Below are 18,979 nucleotides of genomic sequence, written 5' to 3'. Positions count from 1 at the left end.
GGCGGGCCTGGTGGGCCGGTGGGCCAGTGGACCGGGTGGCGCCGGGTGGCGCCGGGTGGGCCGGGTGGGCCGGGTGGGCCGGGTGGGGCGGGTGGCGCCGGGTGGGCCGGGTGGCGCCGGGTGGGCCGGGTGGGCCGGGTGGCGCCGGGTGGGCCGGGTGGCGCCGGGTGGGCCGGGTGGCGCCGGGTGGGCCGGGTGGCGCCGGGTGGCGCCGGGTGGGTCTGGTGGGCCGGTGCGACGGTGGGCCGGACGGCTGGTGGGCCAGATGGCCAGATGGCCACCGCGCTGGCGTTGCGCGGCCTGATCAGCCGCGCAGGCGCAGGCCGCGCGGGGTGGCCCGGAAGCCGGCGGCGGTCAGCGCGTCACGCAACGGCGACGAGTGCACCGCCTCGCCGTCGGCCCGCTCCACCGACATCGCGCCCAACGCGCCGGAGTGGACGGCGTCGGCGAGCGCCTTACCGGCCGCCGCGAGTGTCTCGGTGTCGTCGGTGAAGGAGAGCAGGGTCCGGCCGCCGCGTTCCACGTACAGCACCAGGTCACCGGCGACCTGCACCACCAACGCGCCGGCCTTGCGACCGGCCCGGTGCCCGGTCGCCGGGGCGGCCCCGTCACCGGAGTCGACGACGCGTTCCGGCCAGGGCAGCGCCGCGCCGTACGGGTTGGCGGGGTCGGTGGCCGCGAGGACGGTGGTCGGCCCGCTCCGGCCGCGCGCGCCGTCGGCCGGGTCGGCCAGCGCGCGGAGCCGGTCCACCGCGCCGGGCACCGCGAACTGCGCCGCGCCGAGGCCCTCGACGAAGTAGCCCCGGCGGGCCGCGCCGCGCTCCTCCAGCGCCGACAGCACCGGGTAGACGGCAGAGAACCCGCCGACCACCTGCTCGGCCATCACCGCGCCCCGGGTGACCACGCCGTGCCGTTCCAGCAGGACGTCGGCGAGGGTGGCGGCCCGCCTGGTCGGGTCGAGATCCCGCTCGGGAAGACGCGACCAGCGACCGGCGACGGTGGGTGGGCCGCTCCGGGTGGGCAGCGCCACCCGGCCGGGCCGCCGGTAGCGGGTGCGCGGCGCGGAGGGCCGCGACCGGTGTGCGCCACCGGCGCCGAGCACCGCCCGCAGCGGGGCGAGGGTGTCGTTGGTGAGGTGCCCCGCCCAGACCAGATCCCAGATCACCCCGGTCAGCGCGGTGTCGTCGGTGGAGCCGACCCGGTCGGCCAGCGCGCGGAAGAACAGTGCCTGCCCGTCGCCGAGCGCGTCGAGCACCGCGTCGTGCAGCGGGGTACGCGTCAGCGCCTCGTCGGGCGGCGGGAGCAGCAGCGGCGCGGCGTCCGCGTACGCCAGGATGATCCAGCCGTCGCCCCCGGAGATCGCCCCCGACCCGGCCCAGAACACCTCCCCGCTGGCGCACAGCTCGTCGAGGTGGGCGGGGGAGTAGTCGGCGACCCGGCCCGGCAGCACCAGCCGCTCCAGCGCCGACGCCGGCACCGCCGCGCCCTGCAACTGCTCCACCGTGGCGGCGAGCGCCTCCACGCCCCGGGCGGACGAGCCGACCTGCTGCCAGCGCGGCAGGAACGTGGCCAGCGCCCGGGGCGGCACTGGCTCGATCTCCCGCCGCAGCGCCGCGAGCGAACGGCGGCGCAGCATCCGCAGCACCTCGGCGTCGCACCACTGGGCGCCGGCCGTGTCCGGTGTGAACTCCCCGGAGACGACGCGGCCGGTGGCGCCGAGGCGGCGCAGCGCCTGCTCGACGACGAACACCCCGAGCCCGAAGCGGGCCGCGCAGGTCGCGGCGGAGAACGGCCCGTGGGTGCGGGCGTAGCGGGCCACCAGGTCACCCAGCGGGTCAGCCACCGGGGCGAGGTACGCCTCGGCCACCCCGACCGGCAGCGCCACGCCGAGGGCGTCGCGCAGCCGGGCGGCGTCCTCGACGCCCACCCAGCGCTGCTCACCGGCGATGCGGACCCGCAGCACCCGACGGGTGGCCTCCAACTCGGTCAGCCAGCCCTCCGGCACACCCCGCTCGGTCAACTCGGCGTCGCTCAGATCGCCGAGCACCCGCAGCAGCTCGACCACGTCCTCCGCGTCGCGCGGGCGGCGCTGGTCGGTCAGCCAGCGCAGTTGCCGATCGGTCTCGGCGAGCACCGCCGGGTCCAGCAGCTCGCGCAGGTCGACCCGGCCGAGCAACTCGCCGAGGAGGGTGGAATCCAGGGCGAGGGCGGCGGCCCGGCGCTCGGCGAGCGGCGCGTCACCCTCGTACAGGAACGCGCCGACATAGCCGAAGAGCAGCGACCGGGCGAACGGGGACGGCGCGCTCGTCTCCACCTCGACCAGGCGGACCTTGCGGGCCGCCAGGTCGCGCATCAGCCCGGCCAGCGCCGGCTGGTCGAAGACGTCCTGGAGGCACTCGCGGGCGGCCTCCAGGGTGACCGGGAAGTCCGCGTACTCGCGGGCGACGTCGAGGAGCTGCGCGGCGCGTTGCCGCTGCTGCCAGAGCGGCTGGCGGCGGCGCGGGTCGCGGCGGGGCAGCAGCAGCGAGCGGGCGGCGCACTCCCGGAAACGGGCGGCGAAGAGCGCGGACGTGCCGACCGACTCCTCCACGAGCTGGGCGATCTCGTCCGGCTCGAAGACCACCACGTCGGCGCCGGGCGGCTCGTCGGCGGTGTCGGGCAGGCGCACCACAATTCCGTCGTCGGAGGGCATCACCTGGGCGTCCACCCCGTACCGCTCGGCCAGCCGGCGGCCCACGGCGAGGGCCCAGGGCCCGTTGACCCGCGCGCCGAAAACGCTGTGCACGGCCAGCCGCCAGTCGCCCAGCTCGTCGCGGAACCGCTCGACCACGATCGTGCGGTCGTCGGGCAGCGAGCGGGTGGCCTCCCGCTGGTCGCGCAGGTAGGCCATCAGGTTGGTGGCGGCCCAGTCGTCCAGCCCGCCGTCACGCAGCGCGGCCAGCGCCGCCTCATCGCTCTGCCGCAGCAGGGTGCGCACCCGGGCGCCGATGGCCCGGCCCAGCTCGACCGGGCGGCCCAGCTGGTCGCCCTTCCAGAACGGCATGCGCGCGGCCTGCCCCGGGGCGGGCGAGACCAGCACCCGGTCGGGGGTGATCTCCTCGATGCGCCAGGACGAGGAGCCGAGCAGGAAGACGTCGCCGACCCGCGACTCGTAGACCATCTCCTCGTCCAGCTCGCCGACCCGGGCGGCCCGCTCGGCCCCGGCCAGGAAGACCCCGAACAGACCCCGGTCGGGGATGGTGCCGCCGCTGGTCACCGCGAGGCGTTGCGCGCCGGGGCGGCCGGTGAGCAGGTCGCTGGCCCGATCCCAGACCAGCCGGGGGCGCAGCTCGGCGAACGCGGTGGACGGGTAGCGCCCGGAGAGCATGTCGAGCACGGCGTGCAGCGCGGAGTCGGGCAGCTCGTTGAAGGGCGCGGCCCGGCGGACCAGCACGGCCAGGTCGCCGACCTGCCACGGCTCCAGTGCCACCATCGCGACGATCTGCTGCGCCAGCACATCGAGGGGGTTGCGCGGGTAGTGCAGCTCCTCGATCGCGCCGTCGGTCATCCGCTCGGCGACCACCGCGCAGGAGAGCAGATCCCCGCGGTGCTTGGGAAAGACCACCCCGCGGGAGACGGCGCCCACCTGGTGCCCGGCCCGGCCGACGCGTTGCAGGCCGGCGGCGACGCTCGGTGGGGCCTCGATCTGCACCACCAGGTCGACCGCGCCCATGTCGATGCCCAGCTCCAGGCTGGAGGTGGCCACCACCGCCGGGAGCTGGCCGGACTTGAGCGCCTCCTCGATGTGCTTGCGCTCTTCGTGCGAGACGCTGCCGTGGTGGGCGCGGGCGATCACCGGCGCGGCGCCGGTGGCCGCGCCAGACTGGGCCATCACCTCCGCAGGCGCGCGATTGCTGCCCGGACCGGGCGCCGAGCCGCCGTTGGCCGGCGGCCGGTTGCGGACCGGACCGGCCGGGCCACCCCACCGCTGCGCGTCGGGCGTCGGGCCGCCGTCGGCCGCCGGCTCGTCGCCCACCGACAACCCATCCGGTACGTCGATCGCGTCCACGCCTGACCCGGAGGCCACCGCGGCGGAGGCGACCTCCTCGGCGGCCAGCTCGTTGAGGCGGGCGCACAGGCGCTCGGCGCTGCGGCGGGAGTTGGTGAAGACGATGGTGGAGCGGTGCTGCCCGATGAGCGTGAAGACCCGTTCCTCGACGGCCGGCCAGATCGAGGCACGGCGTGGCCCGGGACCGCCGAGGGAATCCTCCGGCGGCTGCTCCTGCTCGTCGAGGCGGGTCATGTCCTCCACGGGGACCTGCACGCTGACCTCGATGGTCTTCGCCGTGGCCGGCTGCACGACGTCGACCGGCCGTGCGCCGCCGAGGAACCGGGCGCAGGCGTCGATCGGCCGGACGGTGGCGGAGAGGCCGATCCGTTGTGCCGGCGCGGGCAGCAGCTCGTCCAGGCGTTCCAGCGAGAGGGCGAGGTGGGCGCCGCGCTTGCTGCCGGCCACCGCGTGCACCTCGTCGACGATCACCGTCTGGACGCCGCGCAGCGAGTCCCGAGCGGCAGAGGTGAGCAGCAGGAACAGGGACTCGGGCGTGGTGATGAGGATGTCCGGTGGGGTGCGGGCGAAGGCCCGTCGCTCGTCGGCCGGCGTGTCCCCGGTGCGCATGCCGACGGTGATGTCCGGCGGCGTGACGCCGAGCCGGGTCGCCGCCTGCCGGATGCCGGCCAGCGGGGCGCGCAGATTGCGCTCCACGTCGACGGCGAGAGCCTTGAGCGGGCTGACGTAGAGCACCCGGCACCGCTGCCGCGCCTCGGCTGGTGCGGGCTCGCGGGCCAGCCGGTCCAGCGACCAGAGGAAGGCGGCGAGCGTCTTGCCGGAGCCGGTGGGCGCCACGACGAGGGCGTTGCGGCCGGCGGCGACGGACCGCCAGGCACCGGTCTGGGCGGCGGTGGGCGCGGCGAAGGCGGCGTCGAACCAGGCGCGGGTGGCGGGACCGAACCCGTCCAGCACCTCGCCCTTACCCGCCTCTGCCCCGCGCACCGGTCCATCGTGCCCCGCCGGTACGACAACCACGAGCGACCCACGAGGGACCGTGCCGCCCTGTATGGAAATTGCGCGTGATGCGCCATTAATACGTTAAGTCTCACTTAACTGCTTGCTTGTATGGAGCAACATAAAGTAACTTCACCCGCAACGCGAACCGGGTGGAGGGGATCGGATGGCCGGCGAGCCGCGACACGTCGAACCCGGCACCGATGTGCTGATCCGCAAGGTCGACAGTCACCTCGCCACGCTCCGCGTTGGCCTGCACGGGCCCGAGCTGGAGCTCGCCGAACGCCTCGCCCGCTGCCTGCGCGAGATGGTCGTCTCCACCGCCCAGGCCAGCGCCGCCGACCGGGGGCAGGTCCGCGTCGCCGTGCACTATTTCGTGCTCCGCCGCGAGAGCCGCGGCCGACTGCTCTCGATGCGGTCGCTGGCCGTCGCGGAGCGGGTCGTGGCGAAGGTCGCCCGCCAGCTCGGCCGCGTCGACCTGCTGAGCGAGCTGCGCCTGGAGGGCTCGGCCCTCGACGACGAGCTGACCGTCGGCGACGCCCTGCTGCGCTGACCGCCGATCGCACGCCCGGGTCCATAGCGGGCGAATTCCGGCAAAACCGCCCGGAGGGCGGAGATGTGGCGTCTGATCGCTGCTAGGCGCCACCGCTGTACGGGCGTCGGCCACCTCGATCGGGAGTGCGGGTGCTGGTACTGCTCATCCTCCACCTCGTGGCGGCCCTCGCCGCGCCGCTGCTCGTCCGGTGGTGGGGTCCACGCGCGTGCTACCCGCTGGCGCTCGCGCCGGCCGCCGCGTTCGGCTGGGCGCTGGCCCGCACCCCGGCGGTCGGTCACGGCGGCGCGGTGGTCGAGACGTACCCGTGGATCGGGCAGTTGGGCCTCGACATCGCGCTGCGCCTCACCACGCTGTCCTGGCTCCTGACCCTGCTGATCGGCGGCGTCGGCGCGTTGGTGCTGGTCTACAGCGCCCGGTACTTCGCCGCGGACGCTCCCGGGATGGCGCAGCTCGCCACCGTCCTGGTCGCCTTCGCCGGCGCGATGCTCGTCCTGGTCTTCGCCGACGACCTGCTGCTGCTCTACGTCGGCTGGGAACTGACGACGATCTTCTCGTACCTGCTGATCGGGCACAGCACCGAACGCCGGTCCAGCCGGTGGGCGGCGGCGCAGGCGTTGACCGTCACCACGGCGGGCGGGTTGGCAATGCTGGTCGGGTTCATCCTGCTCGGCGAGCACGCCGGCAGCTACCGCTGGTCGGAGATCGCCAGCCACCCGCTGCCCGGCGGCGGCTACCTGATCACTGCGGTGCTGCTGATCCTGGCCGGAGCCCTGTCCAAGTCGGCGGTGCTGCCGTTCAGCTCCTGGCTGCCGGTCGCGATGGCGGCCCCCACCCCGGTCAGCGCGTACCTGCACGCCGCCGCCATGGTCAAAGCGGGCGTCTACCTGGTCGGCCTGCTCGCGCCGGTGCTCGCCACGGTCGGCCCGTGGCGGCCCGTGGTGCTCATCGCCGGGGTGGCCACCATGATCGCCGGTGGCTGGGCGGCGCTGCGCCAGATTGACCTGAAGCTGTTGTTGGCGTACGGGACGGTCAGCCAGTTGGGCCTGCTGGTCGCGGTGACGGGCGCGGGCACCCCGGACGCCGCGCTGGCCGGTACGGCGATGCTGCTGGCGCACGGCCTGTTCAAGTCGGCGCTGTTTTTGGTCGTCGGCGTCATCGACCACGGCGCCGGCACCCGCGACCTGCGCGAGTTGTCCGGGCTGCGGCGCTGGTCGCGGCCGTTGTTCGCGGTCGCGGTGCTGGCGGCGGCGTCGATGGCCGGCGTGCCACCGCTGGTCGGGTTCGTCGCCAAGGAGGCGGTCTTCACGGCGTTCACCGACGACCCGGTGCTGCTCACCGGACTGGTCGCCGGGACGGTGCTCACCGTCGCGTACAGCGCCCGCTTCCTCTGGGGCGCGTTCGCCGACCGGCCGGGCGTCGAACCGGTCCAGCCGACGCCGATCGCGGCGTCGATGCTGGTCCCCCCGGCCGTGCTCGCCGTCGTCGGGCTGCTCGCCGGCCCCGCCGCCGGCGTGCTGGACGGCCTGCTCAGCCCGTACGCCGAACTGCTCGGTGCGGTCGATGCGCATCTGACGCTCTGGCCCGGCCCGACCGCGGCCCTCGGTCTGTCCGTGCTGGCACTCGCCAGCGGCGGGCTGCTCTTCGCGCTCCGCGGCCCGCTCGCCCCGGTGTTGGCCCGGCTCCACTCGCCGGTCGGCGGCAATCAGGGGTACGAGTGGATCGTAGGCCGGTTCGACCGGCTCGCCATCAAGGTCACCGGCGCGACCCAGCGGGGCTCCCTGCCGCAGTACCTGGGCATCATCCTGGTCACCCTCGTGCTGCTGCCCGGTGGGGCGATGCTCGTCGCCCGGCCGTGGCGGGCCGGGCTCCCGCTCTGGGACAACCCGCTGCAACCGGTGGTCGTGGTGGTGATCGCGGTGGCCGCGCTGCTCGCGGTCGGCGCTCGCCGGCGGTTGACCGCGATGCTGCTGGTGGGGATGACCGGCTACGGCAGCGCGATGCTGTTCGTCCTGCACGGCGCACCGGATCTCGCGCTCACGCAGTTCCTGGTGGAGACCGCGACCATCGCGGTGTTCGTGCTGGTGCTGCGCCGCCTACCGGAGCGTTTCTCGGCCCGTCCGCTGCGCCGCAGCCGATGGACCCGCCGGGTGATCGGCGTGGCGACGGGCGCGGCGGCGGGCGGGCTCGCCCTCGTCGCGGCCGGAGCCCGCCGCGCACCGGACATCTCGACAGTTTTTCCGGCTTTGGCGGTGGGCGAGGGGTACGGCCGCAACGTCGTCAACGTGACCCTGGTCGACATCCGGGCCTGGGACACCATGGGGGAGGTGTCGGTGCTGGTGGTGGCCGCCACCGGGGTGGCCAGCCTGATCTTTGAGAGGTCCCGTACCGGGCCGCGACCGCGCCGGCCGGAGCCGGCCGATCGAGCGGCCCGCTCCGACCGGCCGGTCTGGTTGCGGGGCGGCCCGACCCTCTACGAGGAGCGGCGTTCGATCGTGCTGGAGGTGGTCACCCGGCTGATCTTCCACACGGTGGTGCTGTTCTCGCTGTTCCTGCTCTTCTCCGGGCACAACGCGCCGGGCGGCGGGTTCTCGGGCGGACTGGTGGCGGGGCTCGCGCTGGTGGTCCGCTACCTGGCCGGCGGCCGGTACGAGCTGACCGAGGCTGCCCCGGTGGGCGCCGGCCCGATCCTCGGCGCGGGGTTGGCCGTGGCGGTGGGCTCCGGGGCGGTGGCGCTGGCGGCCGGTGGGTCAGTGCTGGAGAGCGCCAAGCTCGACGTGTCCCTGCCGCTGATCGGCGACGCCCACCTCGTCACCTCGCTCTTCTTCGACATCGGCGTGTATCTGATCGTGATCGGGCTGCTGCTGGACATCCTGCGCAGCCTCGGCGCCGAGGTGGACCGGCACATCGAGGCCACCGGCACGGCGAGCGGCGGTCTGGCCGTCGACAAGGGCGGCCGGACATGACGGCGAGTGGCCCCGGACCCACGATGGTGTTGGTGCTCGCCGTCGCGGTGCTGGTCGGCTGCGGGGTGATCCTGCTGCTGGAGCGCAGCCTCACCCGGATCCTGCTCGGCGTGATCCTGCTCGGCAACGGGGTCAACCTGCTGATCCTGCTGGGCGGCCGCTCCGGTGGCGCGCCGATCGTGGGCACCGGCCCGGTGGACCGGATGAGTGATCCGCTGCCGCAGGCGATGGTGCTGACCGCCATCGTGATCACGTTCGGGTTCACCGCGTTCCTGCTCGCCGTCGCGTACCGGAGCTGGTATCTCACGGGCGACGACGAGGTGCCCGACGACCTGGAGGACCGCCAGATCATCCGCCGTGCCGGGCGCAACGAGGTGGGGGCCGTCGACCACGGCGGGGAGGGCCCGGACAGCGACCCGGAGCAGGTCGACCCGGAGCCGGCCCGCCGACGGCTCCGGCGTGGCAGAGGGGACGGGGCGCGGTGACCGGGGCGCGGCGGACGTGGTGAGCGGGCTCCTGCCGCTGCCGGTGGTGGTGCCGCTGCTCGGCGCGGCGCTGACCCTGCTGCTGGCCGGCCGGCCCCGGGTGCAGCGTGCGGTCAGCGTGCTCTGCCTGATGGTGACGTTCACCGTCGCGGTGGTGCTGCTCGTGCAGGCGTACCGGCACGGGCCGGTGGTGCTCGCGATCGGCGGGTGGCCGCCACCGGTCGGCATCGTGCTGGTGGCCGACCAGTTGGCCGCGCTGATGCTGGTGGTGTCCTCGGCGGTGACCCTCTGCGTGCTGCTCTACTCGATCGGCCAGGGTCGCAGCGAGACGAGCGAGAGCGCGCCGGTGGTCATCTTCCACCCGACGTACCTGGTGCTCACCGCGGGTGTCACCAACGCGTTCCTGGCGGGCGACCTGTTCAACCTGTTCGTCGGTTTCGAGATCCTGCTGGCGGCCAGCTTCGTGCTGATCACGCTGGGCGGCACCGAGACCCGCATCCGCACCGGCTCGACGTACGTGGTGGTCAGCATCCTCTCCTCGATGATCTTCCTGACCGCGGTGGGGCTGGTGTACGCGGCCACCGGCACGCTCAACATGGCGCAGCTCGCCCAGCGTCTCGACGACCTGCCGGACAACGTCCGCGTGACCCTGCAACTGCTGCTGCTGCTCGCGTTCGCGATCAAGGCGGCGGTCTTCCCGCTGTCGGCCTGGCTGCCGGACAGCTACCCCACGGCCCCGGCCCCGGTCACCGCCGTGTTCGCGGGGCTGCTCACCAAGGTCGGCGTGTACGCGATCATCCGTACCGAGACGTTGCTGTTTCCGGGTGGTCAGGTCGACGGTCTGCTCATGGTCGTCGCCGGGCTGACCATGGTGGTCGGCATCCTCGGCGCGGTGGCGCAGTCGGAGATGAAGCGGCTCTTCTCGTTCACCCTGGTCAGCCACATCGGCTACATGATCTTCGGGGTGGCGTTGAGCACCGCCGCCGGTCTCGCCGGCGCGATCTTCTACGTGGTGCACCACATCACCGTTCAGACCACGCTGTTCCTGGTGGCCGGCCTGGTCGAGGAGCGGGCCGGCAGCACCGACCTGCGTCGTCTCGGCGGGCTGGCCCGAATGGCGCCCCTGCTCGGCGTCCTCTTCTTCGTCCCGGCGATGAATCTCGCCGGGGTGCCGCCGTTCTCCGGGTTCCTCGGCAAGCTCGGCCTGCTCCAGGCCGGTGTGGCGGCCGGCGGGGCGCTGCCCTTGACGCTGGTGGCGGCCGGCACGCTGACCAGCCTGCTCACCCTGTACGTGGCCTCCCGGGTGTGGAACATCGCGTTCTGGCGGGCGCCCCGGATCGTCGCCAGCGAGCCCGCCGTCCGGCTGCCCACCCTGATGGTCGGCGCGACCGCCGCCCTGGTCGCGTTCGGGTTGACGCTCACCGTGCTGGCCGGTCCGCTGTTCGACGTCACCGCCGACGCGGCCACCGACCTGCTTTCGCGTACGCCGTACGTGCGGGCCGTCCTGCCCGGCGGCGTGCCGTGACCGGCCCGCGGGCACCGACCCCCGCGGGCGCGACCGCGAAGCTGCGGGGTCGGTTCGGGCGTTGGCGGGACCAGGCGTTGACGCTCGGCTGGCTGGTGCTCGTCTGGAACCTGCTCTGGGGGTCGATCACCCTCGCCAACATCATCGGTGGCCTGCTGGTGGGCGGCGCGGTCCTGCTGTTCTTTCCGCTGCCGGCGGTCAGCTTCGGCGGCCGGCTGCGGCCCGGCGCGCTGGTGGCGTTCGCGGGCCGGTTCGTCGTCGAGCTCGTCAGCGCGAGCCTGCACATCGCCCGGATCGCCGTGCAACCCGGCTACCGCCCGCGCGGGGCGATCATCGCCGTGACGCTGCGGGTTCCCACCGATCTGAACCTGGCCCTCACCGCCGAAGCGGTCTCGCTGGTGCCGGGAACGCTGATCCTCGAGGTGGACCGGGAGGCGGGGACGCTCTACCTGCACGTTCTGGACACCCACGGGCCGGCGGACCTGGCCCTCTCCCGGGAACGCACCCTCGACCTCGAGCGGCGGATCGTCCGGGCGGTGGGCAGCGCCGCCGAACTGCGCCGCGTCGGACCCGATCCCGTCGAGAAGGGCAACTCTCAATGATCACGTTCCTGGCCGTCGTCCTCACCGCCCTGCTGTCGATGACCGCGCTGCTCGCGCTGATCCGGCTCTACCGGGGCCCCTCACTGCTGGACCGGGTGATCGCGGCGGACATGCTGCTCGCCACCATGGTCGGCGCGGTGGGCGCGGAGGCGGCGGTCAACCGGCACGCCACCACGCTGCCCGTGCTGGTGGTGCTCTCCCTGCTCGGTTTCGTCGGCTCGGTGTCCCTGGTCCGCTTCGCCGTCCGGGAGCAGGCGTGATGGTGGCGACCGGCGGGCCCTCGGCGGCAGGTGTGCTCGCGACGGCTGCCGACTGGCTCGGCGCCGCCTGCCTGGTGACCGGCGCGCTGCTCGCACTGTCCGCCGCGATCGGTGTGCTGCGTTTCCCGGACACCCTGTCCCGGATGCACGCGGCCACCAAACCCCAGGTGCTGGGAGTGCTCCTGCTGCTGCTCGGCGTCACGCTACGACTGCGGTCCGTGGCCGACATCGGCATGATCCTGCTGGTGGCGGTCTTCCAGTTGGCCACCGCGCCGGTCTCGGCACAGATGATCGGTCGGGCCGCCTACCGGTCCGGCCGGTTCGACCGGGGCCTGCTCGACGCCGACGAGCTGGCCGAGCGCCCGACCGGCGGCGGATCCGGCGACGGCCGCGCCCAGTCCGGGTGAACCGGACGATCGTCGCCTTCGGCCCACCCTCAGCGGAGTCCCAGGCGACGCCGATAAAATGGCGGCATGATCGACTCTTCTGCCCAGGAGGGCAGCAGTAGCCAGCCGGGTCGTGCCCGGCATATTCCCGTCCCGACGGCCCCGGGAGCCCTGAGCGACCCGTGCTGATCGTCGTCGGCCTTCTCTTGATCATCGTGCTCACCGCCGCCACCGGTTACTTCGTGGCGCAGGAGTTCGGCTATGTCGCCGTGGACCGGGGCAAGCTGCGCCAGCTCGCCGACGACGGCGACCAGGCCGCCGCCCGGGCCCTTACCGTCACCAGCCGGCTCTCCTTCATGCTCTCCGGCGCGCAACTCGGCATCACCGTCACCGCCCTGCTGGTCGGCTACGTCGCTGAGCCGTACCTCGGCGGCGGCCTCGCCGACCTGTTCGGCGTCGCCGGTCTCCGCGAGTCGGTCAGCCTGCCGCTGTCGGTGGTGCTGGCCCTGGTCATCGCCACCGTGGTGCAGATGGTGCTCGGCGAGCTGGCCCCGAAGAACCTCGCCATCGCCCGGGCCGAGCCGCTCGCCCGGGCGCTGAGCCGGTCCACCCTCCTCTACCTGGCCCTGGCCGGGCCGGTGATCCGGCTCTTCGACCGCGCGTCGATACGCCTGCTGCGCCGGGTCGGCATCGAGCCGATCGAGGAGCTGCCCAGCGGCGCCACCCCCGCCGACCTGGAACAGATCATCGCCGAGTCCCGCGAGGAGGGCAGCCTGGACGCCGAGATGTCCACGCTGCTCGACCGCGGGCTCGACTTTCGTGAGTTGACCGCCGGCGAGGCCATGGTGCCGCGCGTCGACGTGCACACCGTCCGGGCGCACGAGCCGGTGAGCCGGGTGGTCGAGCTGCTGGACACCGGCCACTCCCGCTTCCCGGTGCGGGGTGCCGACGGCGTCGACGACCTGATCGGCATCGTCGGGATCGCCGACGTGCTCGGCGTACCGCCGGCGGAGCGGGCCGCCACCCCGGTGAGCGCGGTGGCGGGGCCGCCGCTGCTCGTGCCGGAGACCCTGCCCCTGCCCACGGTGCTGGACCGCCTGCGGTCCGGGCACCGGCAGATGGCCTGCGTGGTGGACGAGTACGGCGGCTTCGCCGGTGTGATCACGCTGGAGGACATCGCGGAGGAACTGGTCGGCCCGATCCGGGACGAGGACGATCCGCCGGAGCGTGCCCCCGCCCGGCAGGACGACGGGTCGTGGGTGGTGCCGGCCCGCTGGCGGATCGACGAGGTCGCCGACAGCACCGGCATCGCGCTGCCCGAAGCCCCGGAGTACGACACGCTCTCCGGGCTGGTCATGCGCGAGCTGGGCCGGGTGCCGGAGGTCGGTGATCGGCTGGAGATCAGCCTGCTGCCCGAGGGCGCCGAGGTCGACGACGGCGAGGAGGAGCCGCGGGCCCTGGTCGAGGTGCTCGCCGTGGACCGGCACGTCGCCGACTCGGTACGCCTGCAACTGAGCACGCCGGGGGTGACCGCGTGAGCCCCGGCATCGCGCTGTTCAGCTCGGGGATCCTGCTGGCGCTGAACGGGTTCTTCGTGGCCGCCGAGTTCGCCCTGGTGGCCAGCAAGCGGTACCGGCTGGAGCAGGCGGCGGCCAGCGGCGGCCGGGCGGCCCGGGCCGCGCTGGACGGCGTCCGCGAGCTGTCGCTGATGCTGGCCGGGGCGCAGTTGGGCATCACGCTGTGCACCCTGGGTCTCGGCGCGCTGGCCGAACCGGCGATCGAGCACCTGATCAGCCCGCTGCTGCACGCGGTGGGGCTGCCCGACGCGGCCAGTCACGTGGTCGCGCTGGTCTTCGCCCTCGCTCTGGTGACCTTCCTGCACCTGGTGGTGGGGGAGATGGCGCCGAAGTCGTGGGCGATCACCGACGCCGAGCGTTCGGCGACGCTGCTCGCGCTGCCGTTCCGGGCCTTCGCCCGGGTGTCCCGGCCGGTGCTGTCGGCGTTGAACGCGCTGGCCAACGCGATCCTGCGCCTGGTCGGGGTCAACCAGCAGGATCAGCTCGCCCAGGTGCACGGCCCGGACGAGCTGCGGATGCTGCTGGAGCAGTCCCGCGAGCACGGGTTGCTCGGCGCCGAGCAGCACCAACTGCTCACCAGCATGCTGGAGTTGCAGGGCACGTCGGTGGCGCAGGTGATGGAGCCGTTCGCCACCATGGTCACCGTCCGGCGCGACGACCCGGCCGAGCGGATCGAGCAGGTCAGCCGGGACAGCGGCCGGTCGCGGCTGGCGGTCCTGGACACCAGCGGCGACGTCTGCGGCCTGGTGCACGTCCGGGAGGCGGTACGGGTGGTCACCACCGGCCGGGCCGCCACCGCCGGGGAGCTGATGACGCCGGCATTCACCCTCCCGGCGACGTCCACGGTCACCGAGGCGGTGGCCGCGATGCGCGCCCGGCAGTCCCAGCTCGCGCTGGTCCGCAACGGCGGTGGTCCGGCCCGCCCGATCGGCTTCGTCGCTCTGGAGGACCTGCTGGAGGAGGTCATCGGCGAGTTCGACGACGAGACCGACATGGTGCCGCGCGGCCGGCGGTTGCGGTGAGGCGGACACGGCGGCGGTTCGGCATCCGGTCGAGGTGGCGGGCGTGAGGTGACCCCGACCGGGTAGGCGCGGTCGGTCCGGGGCCAGAGGGGCCTCGTTCCGCGAGGGGGCGCGCGGTGCGGTTGACGGGGGTTTCTCGGGACTCCGGCTGGACCGGGCTGTCCGTGCGGACCACGCTGCCGAACCCGAGCACCCGTCCGGGCCTGCGTCTGCCGGGGCGGGTGACTCTCGCCGCCGGGCCGGACGACGTGCTCGTACGCCACATCCGGCTCGGCCTGGTCACCACTGTCGAGCCGGACGACCCGGCCGCCCCCCGGCGCCTCGTGCAGTTCTTCTCGCTGCCGATCGCCGGGCGGTTCGTGGTGCCGGCGGGTCGCCGGCGGGCTGTCGACTTCGCGTTGCCGCTGCCGTGGGAGACCCCGGTGACCACGTTCGGCGGGGTGCCGTTGCTGAGCCTGCGGATGGGTCTGCGGACCGAGGTGTCCGTCGACCCGGATCTGGACCAGGGGGCCATGGTGCCGGTCCTCGTGCACCCGATCCCCACCCAGCAGCACGTGCTGGCGGCGCTGGCCACGCTCGGCTTCATGATCCGCCAATCCGGGTTGCAGGAGGGCGGGCTGCCGGGGGTGGAGCACACCCTGGCGCTGCACCAGCGGTGGGGCTACTGGGTGGGCCCGCTCTACGCCGGCCCGATCACCGAGCTGGAGCTGATCTTCGTGACGAACTCGGCGGGCCTGGAGGTGATCATCTGGCTGGACCGTCGGCTGGCGCTGGCCGGGATCACCCACCAGAGCATCAGCCGGTTCCGGATCTGGCACGCGGACGCCGGGCAGCGGGACTGGGTCGCCACCGTGGACGGATGGCTACGTCAGGCGATCAACCGACACGCCGCGGCTGCCGCGCACGCCGACTGGTCCGCCACCATCAGCCGGTCCGCCCATGTCAGCCGCCACCCCGACCAGCCGATCAAACCGGGCTACGGCCTGGGCGGCACGGCCGGAAGCGCAGGCGTGGGAGGCGGCTCCGGCGGCGGCGACGGCACCTGAGGGGGGTCAGCCGGCGCTGGCGGTGGCGAGCTTGAGGCTGAAGGCGAGAAAGAGGGCTGCCACGGCGGTGGTGCCGCCCACGGCGAGGCGACGACGTCGGCGGAACTGGGCGGCCAGGAACGTGCCCGCGAAGATCAGCGCGGTCAGGTAGAGCGCGCTGGTGACCTGGGCGATCAGGCCGAGCAGCAGGAACGACAGCGCGGGCCAGGCGTAGCCGGGATCGACGAACTGGATGAAGAACGAGATGAAGAACAGGATCGCCTTCGGGTTCAGCAGGCTGATCGCCAGCGCCTTGCGGAACGGGCTGCGCATCTGCGCCGGTTCCGCGGCGTCGATGAGCCGCGGCGTGTCCGGGTCGTTGCGGTCGCGCCAGCGCCGCGCGGCGCCGAGCAGCATGGACACCCCGACATAACCGAGGTACGCGGCACCGGCGTACTTGATCACCAGGAACAGCGGCGGGTACGCCTTGAGCAGCGACGCCACCCCGGCGGCGGAGAGGATCATCAGGACCCCGTCGCCGACGAAGACCCCGCCCGCGGCCCGGTAGCCGGCACCCACACCCCGCTTGGCGGCGGTGGACAGCACGAAGAGCGAGTTCGGTCCGGGTAGCAGGATGATGGCCACGGTGCCCAGCACGTACGTCCAGATGTCGGTGATCCCCAGCACGCCCGCCATCATCACGCCACCGACGCCGTCCGCAGAAGTCTTTTCCGCAGCGTGGCCTGTGCGTTCGGCCACTCGTCGACGGTCATCGCGTACTGCACGGTGTCCCGCCACGAGCCGTCCGGACGCTGGCGGTGCATCCGCAGCACTCCCTCCCGGGTGGCGCCGAGCCGTTCGATGGCCGCCTGCGAGCGGACGTTGCGGATGTCGGTGTGCCAGGCGACCCGCACCGCGCCCAGGTCGTCGAAGGCCCGGCCGAGCAGCAGCAGCTTGGCCTCGGTGTTGATCCCGGTACGCCACCACGGCCGACCGAGGAAGGTGTGCCCGATCGCCACCGACAGTCGTTCCGGGTCGATCTCGTAGTAGGACGTGGTGCCGACCACCGCCCCGGTTCTCGCGCAGCGCTGCACCCAGGGCGCCCGCTCGCCGCGCTGCTGGGCGGCCAGCGCGGCGGCGACCACCTCGGCGGTCCCGGCCGGCTCGGTGGGCCGGGTGACGGAGAGGTGCCGCCAGACGTCGTCGTCGGCGGTGGCGCTGTGCAGGTCGTCGGCGTGCGCCAGGTCCAGCGGCTCCAGCAGGACGTGTTCGCCGCGTAGCGGCACCGGGTCGTGCCAGGGCGTGCGGGCCGTCCGCAGGTACGCCGGCAGGGGCGCGGTGACCCCGGCGGCGGGTTGCGGCAGGCCGGCGGTCAGCCGCAACGGCAGTACGCCGGCCCAGTGCGGCAGGTGCAGGTCGGCGTCGTCCTCGCGGACCCCGCCGGTGCGGGACCGGACGGACACCTCCCGCAGCGGCAGCGCCAGCACGGCGGTCTCGGCCAGCTCGCGGCGGTTCGGCGGGCGGCTGTCCGCGCTGCGTCCCGCGCCCACCTTGTCGACCAGCGCGGTGAGCATGGCGCTCTTCTCGTGGTCGTCGGTGACCAGCCGGGCGGTGCCGAGCGCGACCACCGAGCGGTAGTTGGCGCTGTGGTGGAACTGCGAGCGGGCGTAGACCAGCCCGTCGAGCAGGGTCACCGTGACACAGACGGGCAGCCCGTCGCCCCGGGCGGCGAGCAGGGGCCGGCTGCCGGTGGACCCGTGCAGGTAGAGGGTGTCACCGATGCGGACGTGCAGGGTCGGCAGCACCCGGGGCTCGCCGTCGACGGTGAAGCCGAGCGCGCAGTGGTACGCCTCGTCGAGCACGGCGTGCGCCGCCTCCCGGTCGTAACTCATCCGGTCGCGCGAGCGGGTGGGAGTGGTCCGGACGGTGGGTGGATACATGCGCGCCCCTTTGTTCTAGTACAATCCCATGTTTGTGTCAGCACGCTATCAGTTCAGTGGGACGACGGCCGTCGCGATTTCGGCCAGCATCGAGTCGGGCATCCGTGCCGGCGCCCTGCCGCCCGGTGCCGCCCTGCCGCCGGTGCGGGCCCTCGCCGCCGAGTTGGGCGTCAGTCCGGCCACGGTCGCCCGCGCCTATCGGGAGCTGCGCCAACGGGGCGTGCTGGCCACCGCTGGCCGGCACGGCACCCGCGTCCGTCCGCGCCCACCGGTGGCCGCCCGCCGCTCCGCGCTGCGCCCCGCGCCGCTGCCGGACGCCCGCGACCTGTCCCGGGGCGAGCCCGACCCCCGACTGCTGCCCCCGATCGGCCCGCACCTGGCCGCGCTCGCCGCCGACGCCGGTCCGCCGATCGGCTACTCGCAGGCCGGCGTGCTCCCGGAGCTGGCCGAGGCCGCCCGCGCCCGGTTGCGCGCCGACGGGGTGCCCGTCGGGGACCTCACCCTCACCGGCGGCGCGCTGGACGGCATCGAGCGGCTGCTCGGCGCCCACCTTCGTCCCGGTGACGCGGTGGCGGTGGAGGATCCCGGCTGGGCCAACCTGCTCGACCTGGTCGCCGCGCTCGGGCTGCGGCCGATCGGCGTGCCGGTGGACGACGAGGGCCCTCTGGTGGCCGGGGTAGCGGCCGCGCTGACCGCCGGAGCGCGGGCGCTGGTGATCACCAGCCGGGCGCAGAACCCGACCGGCGCCGCCGTCTCCGCCGCCCGCGCCGAGGAGCTGCGCGCACTGCTCGCCGGCCGGCGGGATCTGCTGCTCATCGAGGACGACCACGCCGCGGAGCTGGCCCGCGTACCCCTGCATCCGCTCGCCGGCGTGACCGTAAGCTGGGCCTTCGTGCGGTCGGTGAGCAAGCCGTTCGGCCCGGACCTGCGGCTGGCGGTGCTGGCCGGCGACGAGACCACAGTGGCCCGGGTGGCCGGCCGGACGCGGGTCGGCGCCGGCTGGGTGTCCACCGTGCTGCAACGCCTGGTGCTCGCCCTCTGGGGTGACCCGGCGGTCGACGAGCTGGTGCGGCGGGCGGCGCAGAGCTACGAGCTGCGGCGCGAGGGCCTGTTGGCCGCGCTGGCCGAGCACGGCCTGGTTGCGCACGGCCGCAGCGGGATCAACGTCTGGCTGCCGGTGCCGGACGAGACCAGCGCGCTGACCGCGTTGCGGGACGCCGGCTGGGCGGTGGCGCCCGGCGCCCTCTACCGGATCGCGGCTCCGCCCGCCCTGCGCGTCACCGTCAGTTCCCTGGCCGTCGAGGAGCTGACGCCCCTGGCCGCCGCCCTGGCTCGCGCCATCCATCCCTCCCCCGAAGCGGGCTTCTCCACCTGACCTGCGAGCGTGGCGCCCCCTTGCGGGAAATATGGGGAGAAAGGGTGGGATAGCGGCGATTCGGAGCGAGTGGGGTGGGTATGCGGGCCGCCGGAGGTGCCTGACCAATGGCTGCAGGTGGGAACCGCAAGGGGCTTTGGATCGCGATCGCGATCGCCATCATCGTGATCATCATCGTGCTGATCGCCATCGCGTCCGGTGGCGGCGGGGGCGGCAACG

At 74.0% G+C, this 18,979-nt stretch carries 14 protein-coding genes; 11 read left to right on the top strand and 3 right to left on the bottom strand.

All coding sequences use genetic code 11. The annotated features are described in order from the left end of the window. Positions 1-304: 304 nt before the first annotated feature. A complete protein-coding gene (locus OG505_RS19300; protein ID WP_405426276.1) occupies positions 305-5,032 on the bottom strand; it encodes a DEAD/DEAH box helicase in 4,728 nt (1,575 codons plus the stop codon). A gap of 178 nt (positions 5,033-5,210) precedes the next feature. Between OG505_RS19300 and OG505_RS19295 the strand changes: the two genes are divergently transcribed. The 10 genes from OG505_RS19295 to OG505_RS19250 all read left to right on the top strand — a co-directional run bounded on the left by OG505_RS19295 (position 5,211) and on the right by OG505_RS19250 (position 15,466). Beyond that, a complete protein-coding gene (locus tag OG505_RS19295; protein ID WP_405426274.1) occupies positions 5,211-5,597 on the top strand; it encodes a hypothetical protein in 387 nt (128 codons plus the stop codon). Between the two features lie 131 nt (positions 5,598-5,728). Beyond that, positions 5,729-8,563, top strand: a complete 2,835-nt coding sequence (locus OG505_RS19290; protein ID WP_405426272.1) for a Na+/H+ antiporter subunit A — start codon at positions 5,729-5,731, stop codon at positions 8,561-8,563. Further along, entirely contained in the window at positions 8,560-9,048 is a 489-nt protein-coding gene (locus OG505_RS19285; protein WP_405426271.1) for a Na(+)/H(+) antiporter subunit C, read from the top strand. The genes OG505_RS19290 and OG505_RS19285 overlap by 4 nt, the downstream gene beginning before the upstream one ends. A gap of 19 nt (positions 9,049-9,067) precedes the next feature. Beyond that, positions 9,068-10,573: a Na+/H+ antiporter subunit D gene (locus OG505_RS19280; RefSeq protein WP_405434595.1), complete on the top strand. Its 1,506-nt coding sequence runs from the start codon at positions 9,068-9,070 to the stop codon at positions 10,571-10,573. After that, complete coding sequence (locus tag OG505_RS19275) at positions 10,570-11,175, top strand: Na+/H+ antiporter subunit E (RefSeq protein ID WP_405426269.1); 606 nt, start codon at positions 10,570-10,572, stop codon at positions 11,173-11,175. The genes OG505_RS19280 and OG505_RS19275 overlap by 4 nt, the downstream gene beginning before the upstream one ends. After that, the gene (locus OG505_RS19270) at positions 11,172-11,435 is read left to right on the top strand and encodes a monovalent cation/H+ antiporter complex subunit F (protein ID WP_405426267.1); all 264 of its coding nucleotides are present in this window, start codon (positions 11,172-11,174) and stop codon (positions 11,433-11,435) included. The genes OG505_RS19275 and OG505_RS19270 overlap by 4 nt, the downstream gene beginning before the upstream one ends. Further along, positions 11,435-11,842: a monovalent cation/H(+) antiporter subunit G gene (gene mnhG / locus OG505_RS19265; protein ID WP_405434594.1), complete on the top strand. Its 408-nt coding sequence runs from the start codon at positions 11,435-11,437 to the stop codon at positions 11,840-11,842. Before OG505_RS19270 ends, mnhG begins: the two co-directional genes overlap by 1 nt. A gap of 161 nt (positions 11,843-12,003) precedes the next feature. Beyond that, on the top strand, positions 12,004-13,359 hold the full coding sequence (locus OG505_RS19260) for a hemolysin family protein (protein WP_405426265.1): 1,356 nt from the start codon (positions 12,004-12,006) through the stop codon (positions 13,357-13,359). Continuing rightward, positions 13,356-14,420, top strand: a complete 1,065-nt coding sequence (locus OG505_RS19255) for a hemolysin family protein (protein ID WP_405426264.1) — start codon at positions 13,356-13,358, stop codon at positions 14,418-14,420. Before OG505_RS19260 ends, OG505_RS19255 begins: the two co-directional genes overlap by 4 nt. 116 nt (positions 14,421-14,536) lie before the next feature. Then, positions 14,537-15,466, top strand: a complete 930-nt coding sequence (locus OG505_RS19250) for a sporulation protein (protein WP_405426262.1) — start codon at positions 14,537-14,539, stop codon at positions 15,464-15,466. Between the two features lie 6 nt (positions 15,467-15,472). Here the strand turns inward: OG505_RS19250 and leuE are convergent, their stop codons facing one another. Together leuE and OG505_RS19240 are read right to left on the bottom strand one after the other, a co-directional pair. Further along, a complete protein-coding gene (leuE, locus tag OG505_RS19245) occupies positions 15,473-16,144 on the bottom strand; it encodes a leucine efflux protein LeuE (protein WP_405426260.1) in 672 nt (223 codons plus the stop codon). Beyond that, positions 16,144-17,385 (bottom strand): bifunctional pyridoxamine 5'-phosphate oxidase family protein/GNAT family N-acetyltransferase, encoded by a 1,242-nt coding sequence (locus OG505_RS19240; protein WP_405426259.1) that lies wholly within the window; start codon positions 17,383-17,385, stop codon positions 16,144-16,146. Before OG505_RS19240 ends, leuE begins: the two co-directional genes overlap by 1 nt. 34 nt (positions 17,386-17,419) lie before the next feature. Between OG505_RS19240 and OG505_RS19235 the strand changes: the two genes are divergently transcribed. Then, positions 17,420-18,760 (top strand): aminotransferase class I/II-fold pyridoxal phosphate-dependent enzyme, encoded by a 1,341-nt coding sequence (locus OG505_RS19235; protein WP_405434592.1) that lies wholly within the window; start codon positions 17,420-17,422, stop codon positions 18,758-18,760. Positions 18,761-18,979 lie beyond the last annotated feature (219 nt).

The sequence above is a fragment of the Micromonospora sp. NBC_00617 genome (assembly GCF_045161355.1).
Lineage (GTDB): Bacteria > Actinomycetota > Actinomycetes > Mycobacteriales > Micromonosporaceae > Micromonospora.
The sequence above is the reverse complement of the archived record's forward strand: the minus strand, read 5'-3'. Positions and strand labels throughout refer to the sequence as shown.

Excerpts from the sequence above, each read along its gene's own strand:
- OG505_RS19240 (WP_405426259.1), bottom strand. The coding sequence starts at position 17,385 with ATGTATCCACCCACCGTCCGGACCACTCCCACCCGCTCGCGCGACCGG.
- mnhG (WP_405434594.1), top strand. The coding sequence starts at position 11,435 with ATGGTGGCGACCGGCGGGCCCTCGGCGGCAGGTGTGCTCGCGACGGCT.
- OG505_RS19295 (WP_405426274.1), top strand. The coding sequence starts at position 5,211 with ATGGCCGGCGAGCCGCGACACGTCGAACCCGGCACCGATGTGCTGATC.
- OG505_RS19270 (WP_405426267.1), top strand. The coding sequence starts at position 11,172 with ATGATCACGTTCCTGGCCGTCGTCCTCACCGCCCTGCTGTCGATGACC.
- OG505_RS19285 (WP_405426271.1), top strand. The coding sequence starts at position 8,560 with ATGACGGCGAGTGGCCCCGGACCCACGATGGTGTTGGTGCTCGCCGTC.
- leuE (WP_405426260.1), bottom strand. The coding sequence starts at position 16,144 with ATGATGGCGGGCGTGCTGGGGATCACCGACATCTGGACGTACGTGCTG.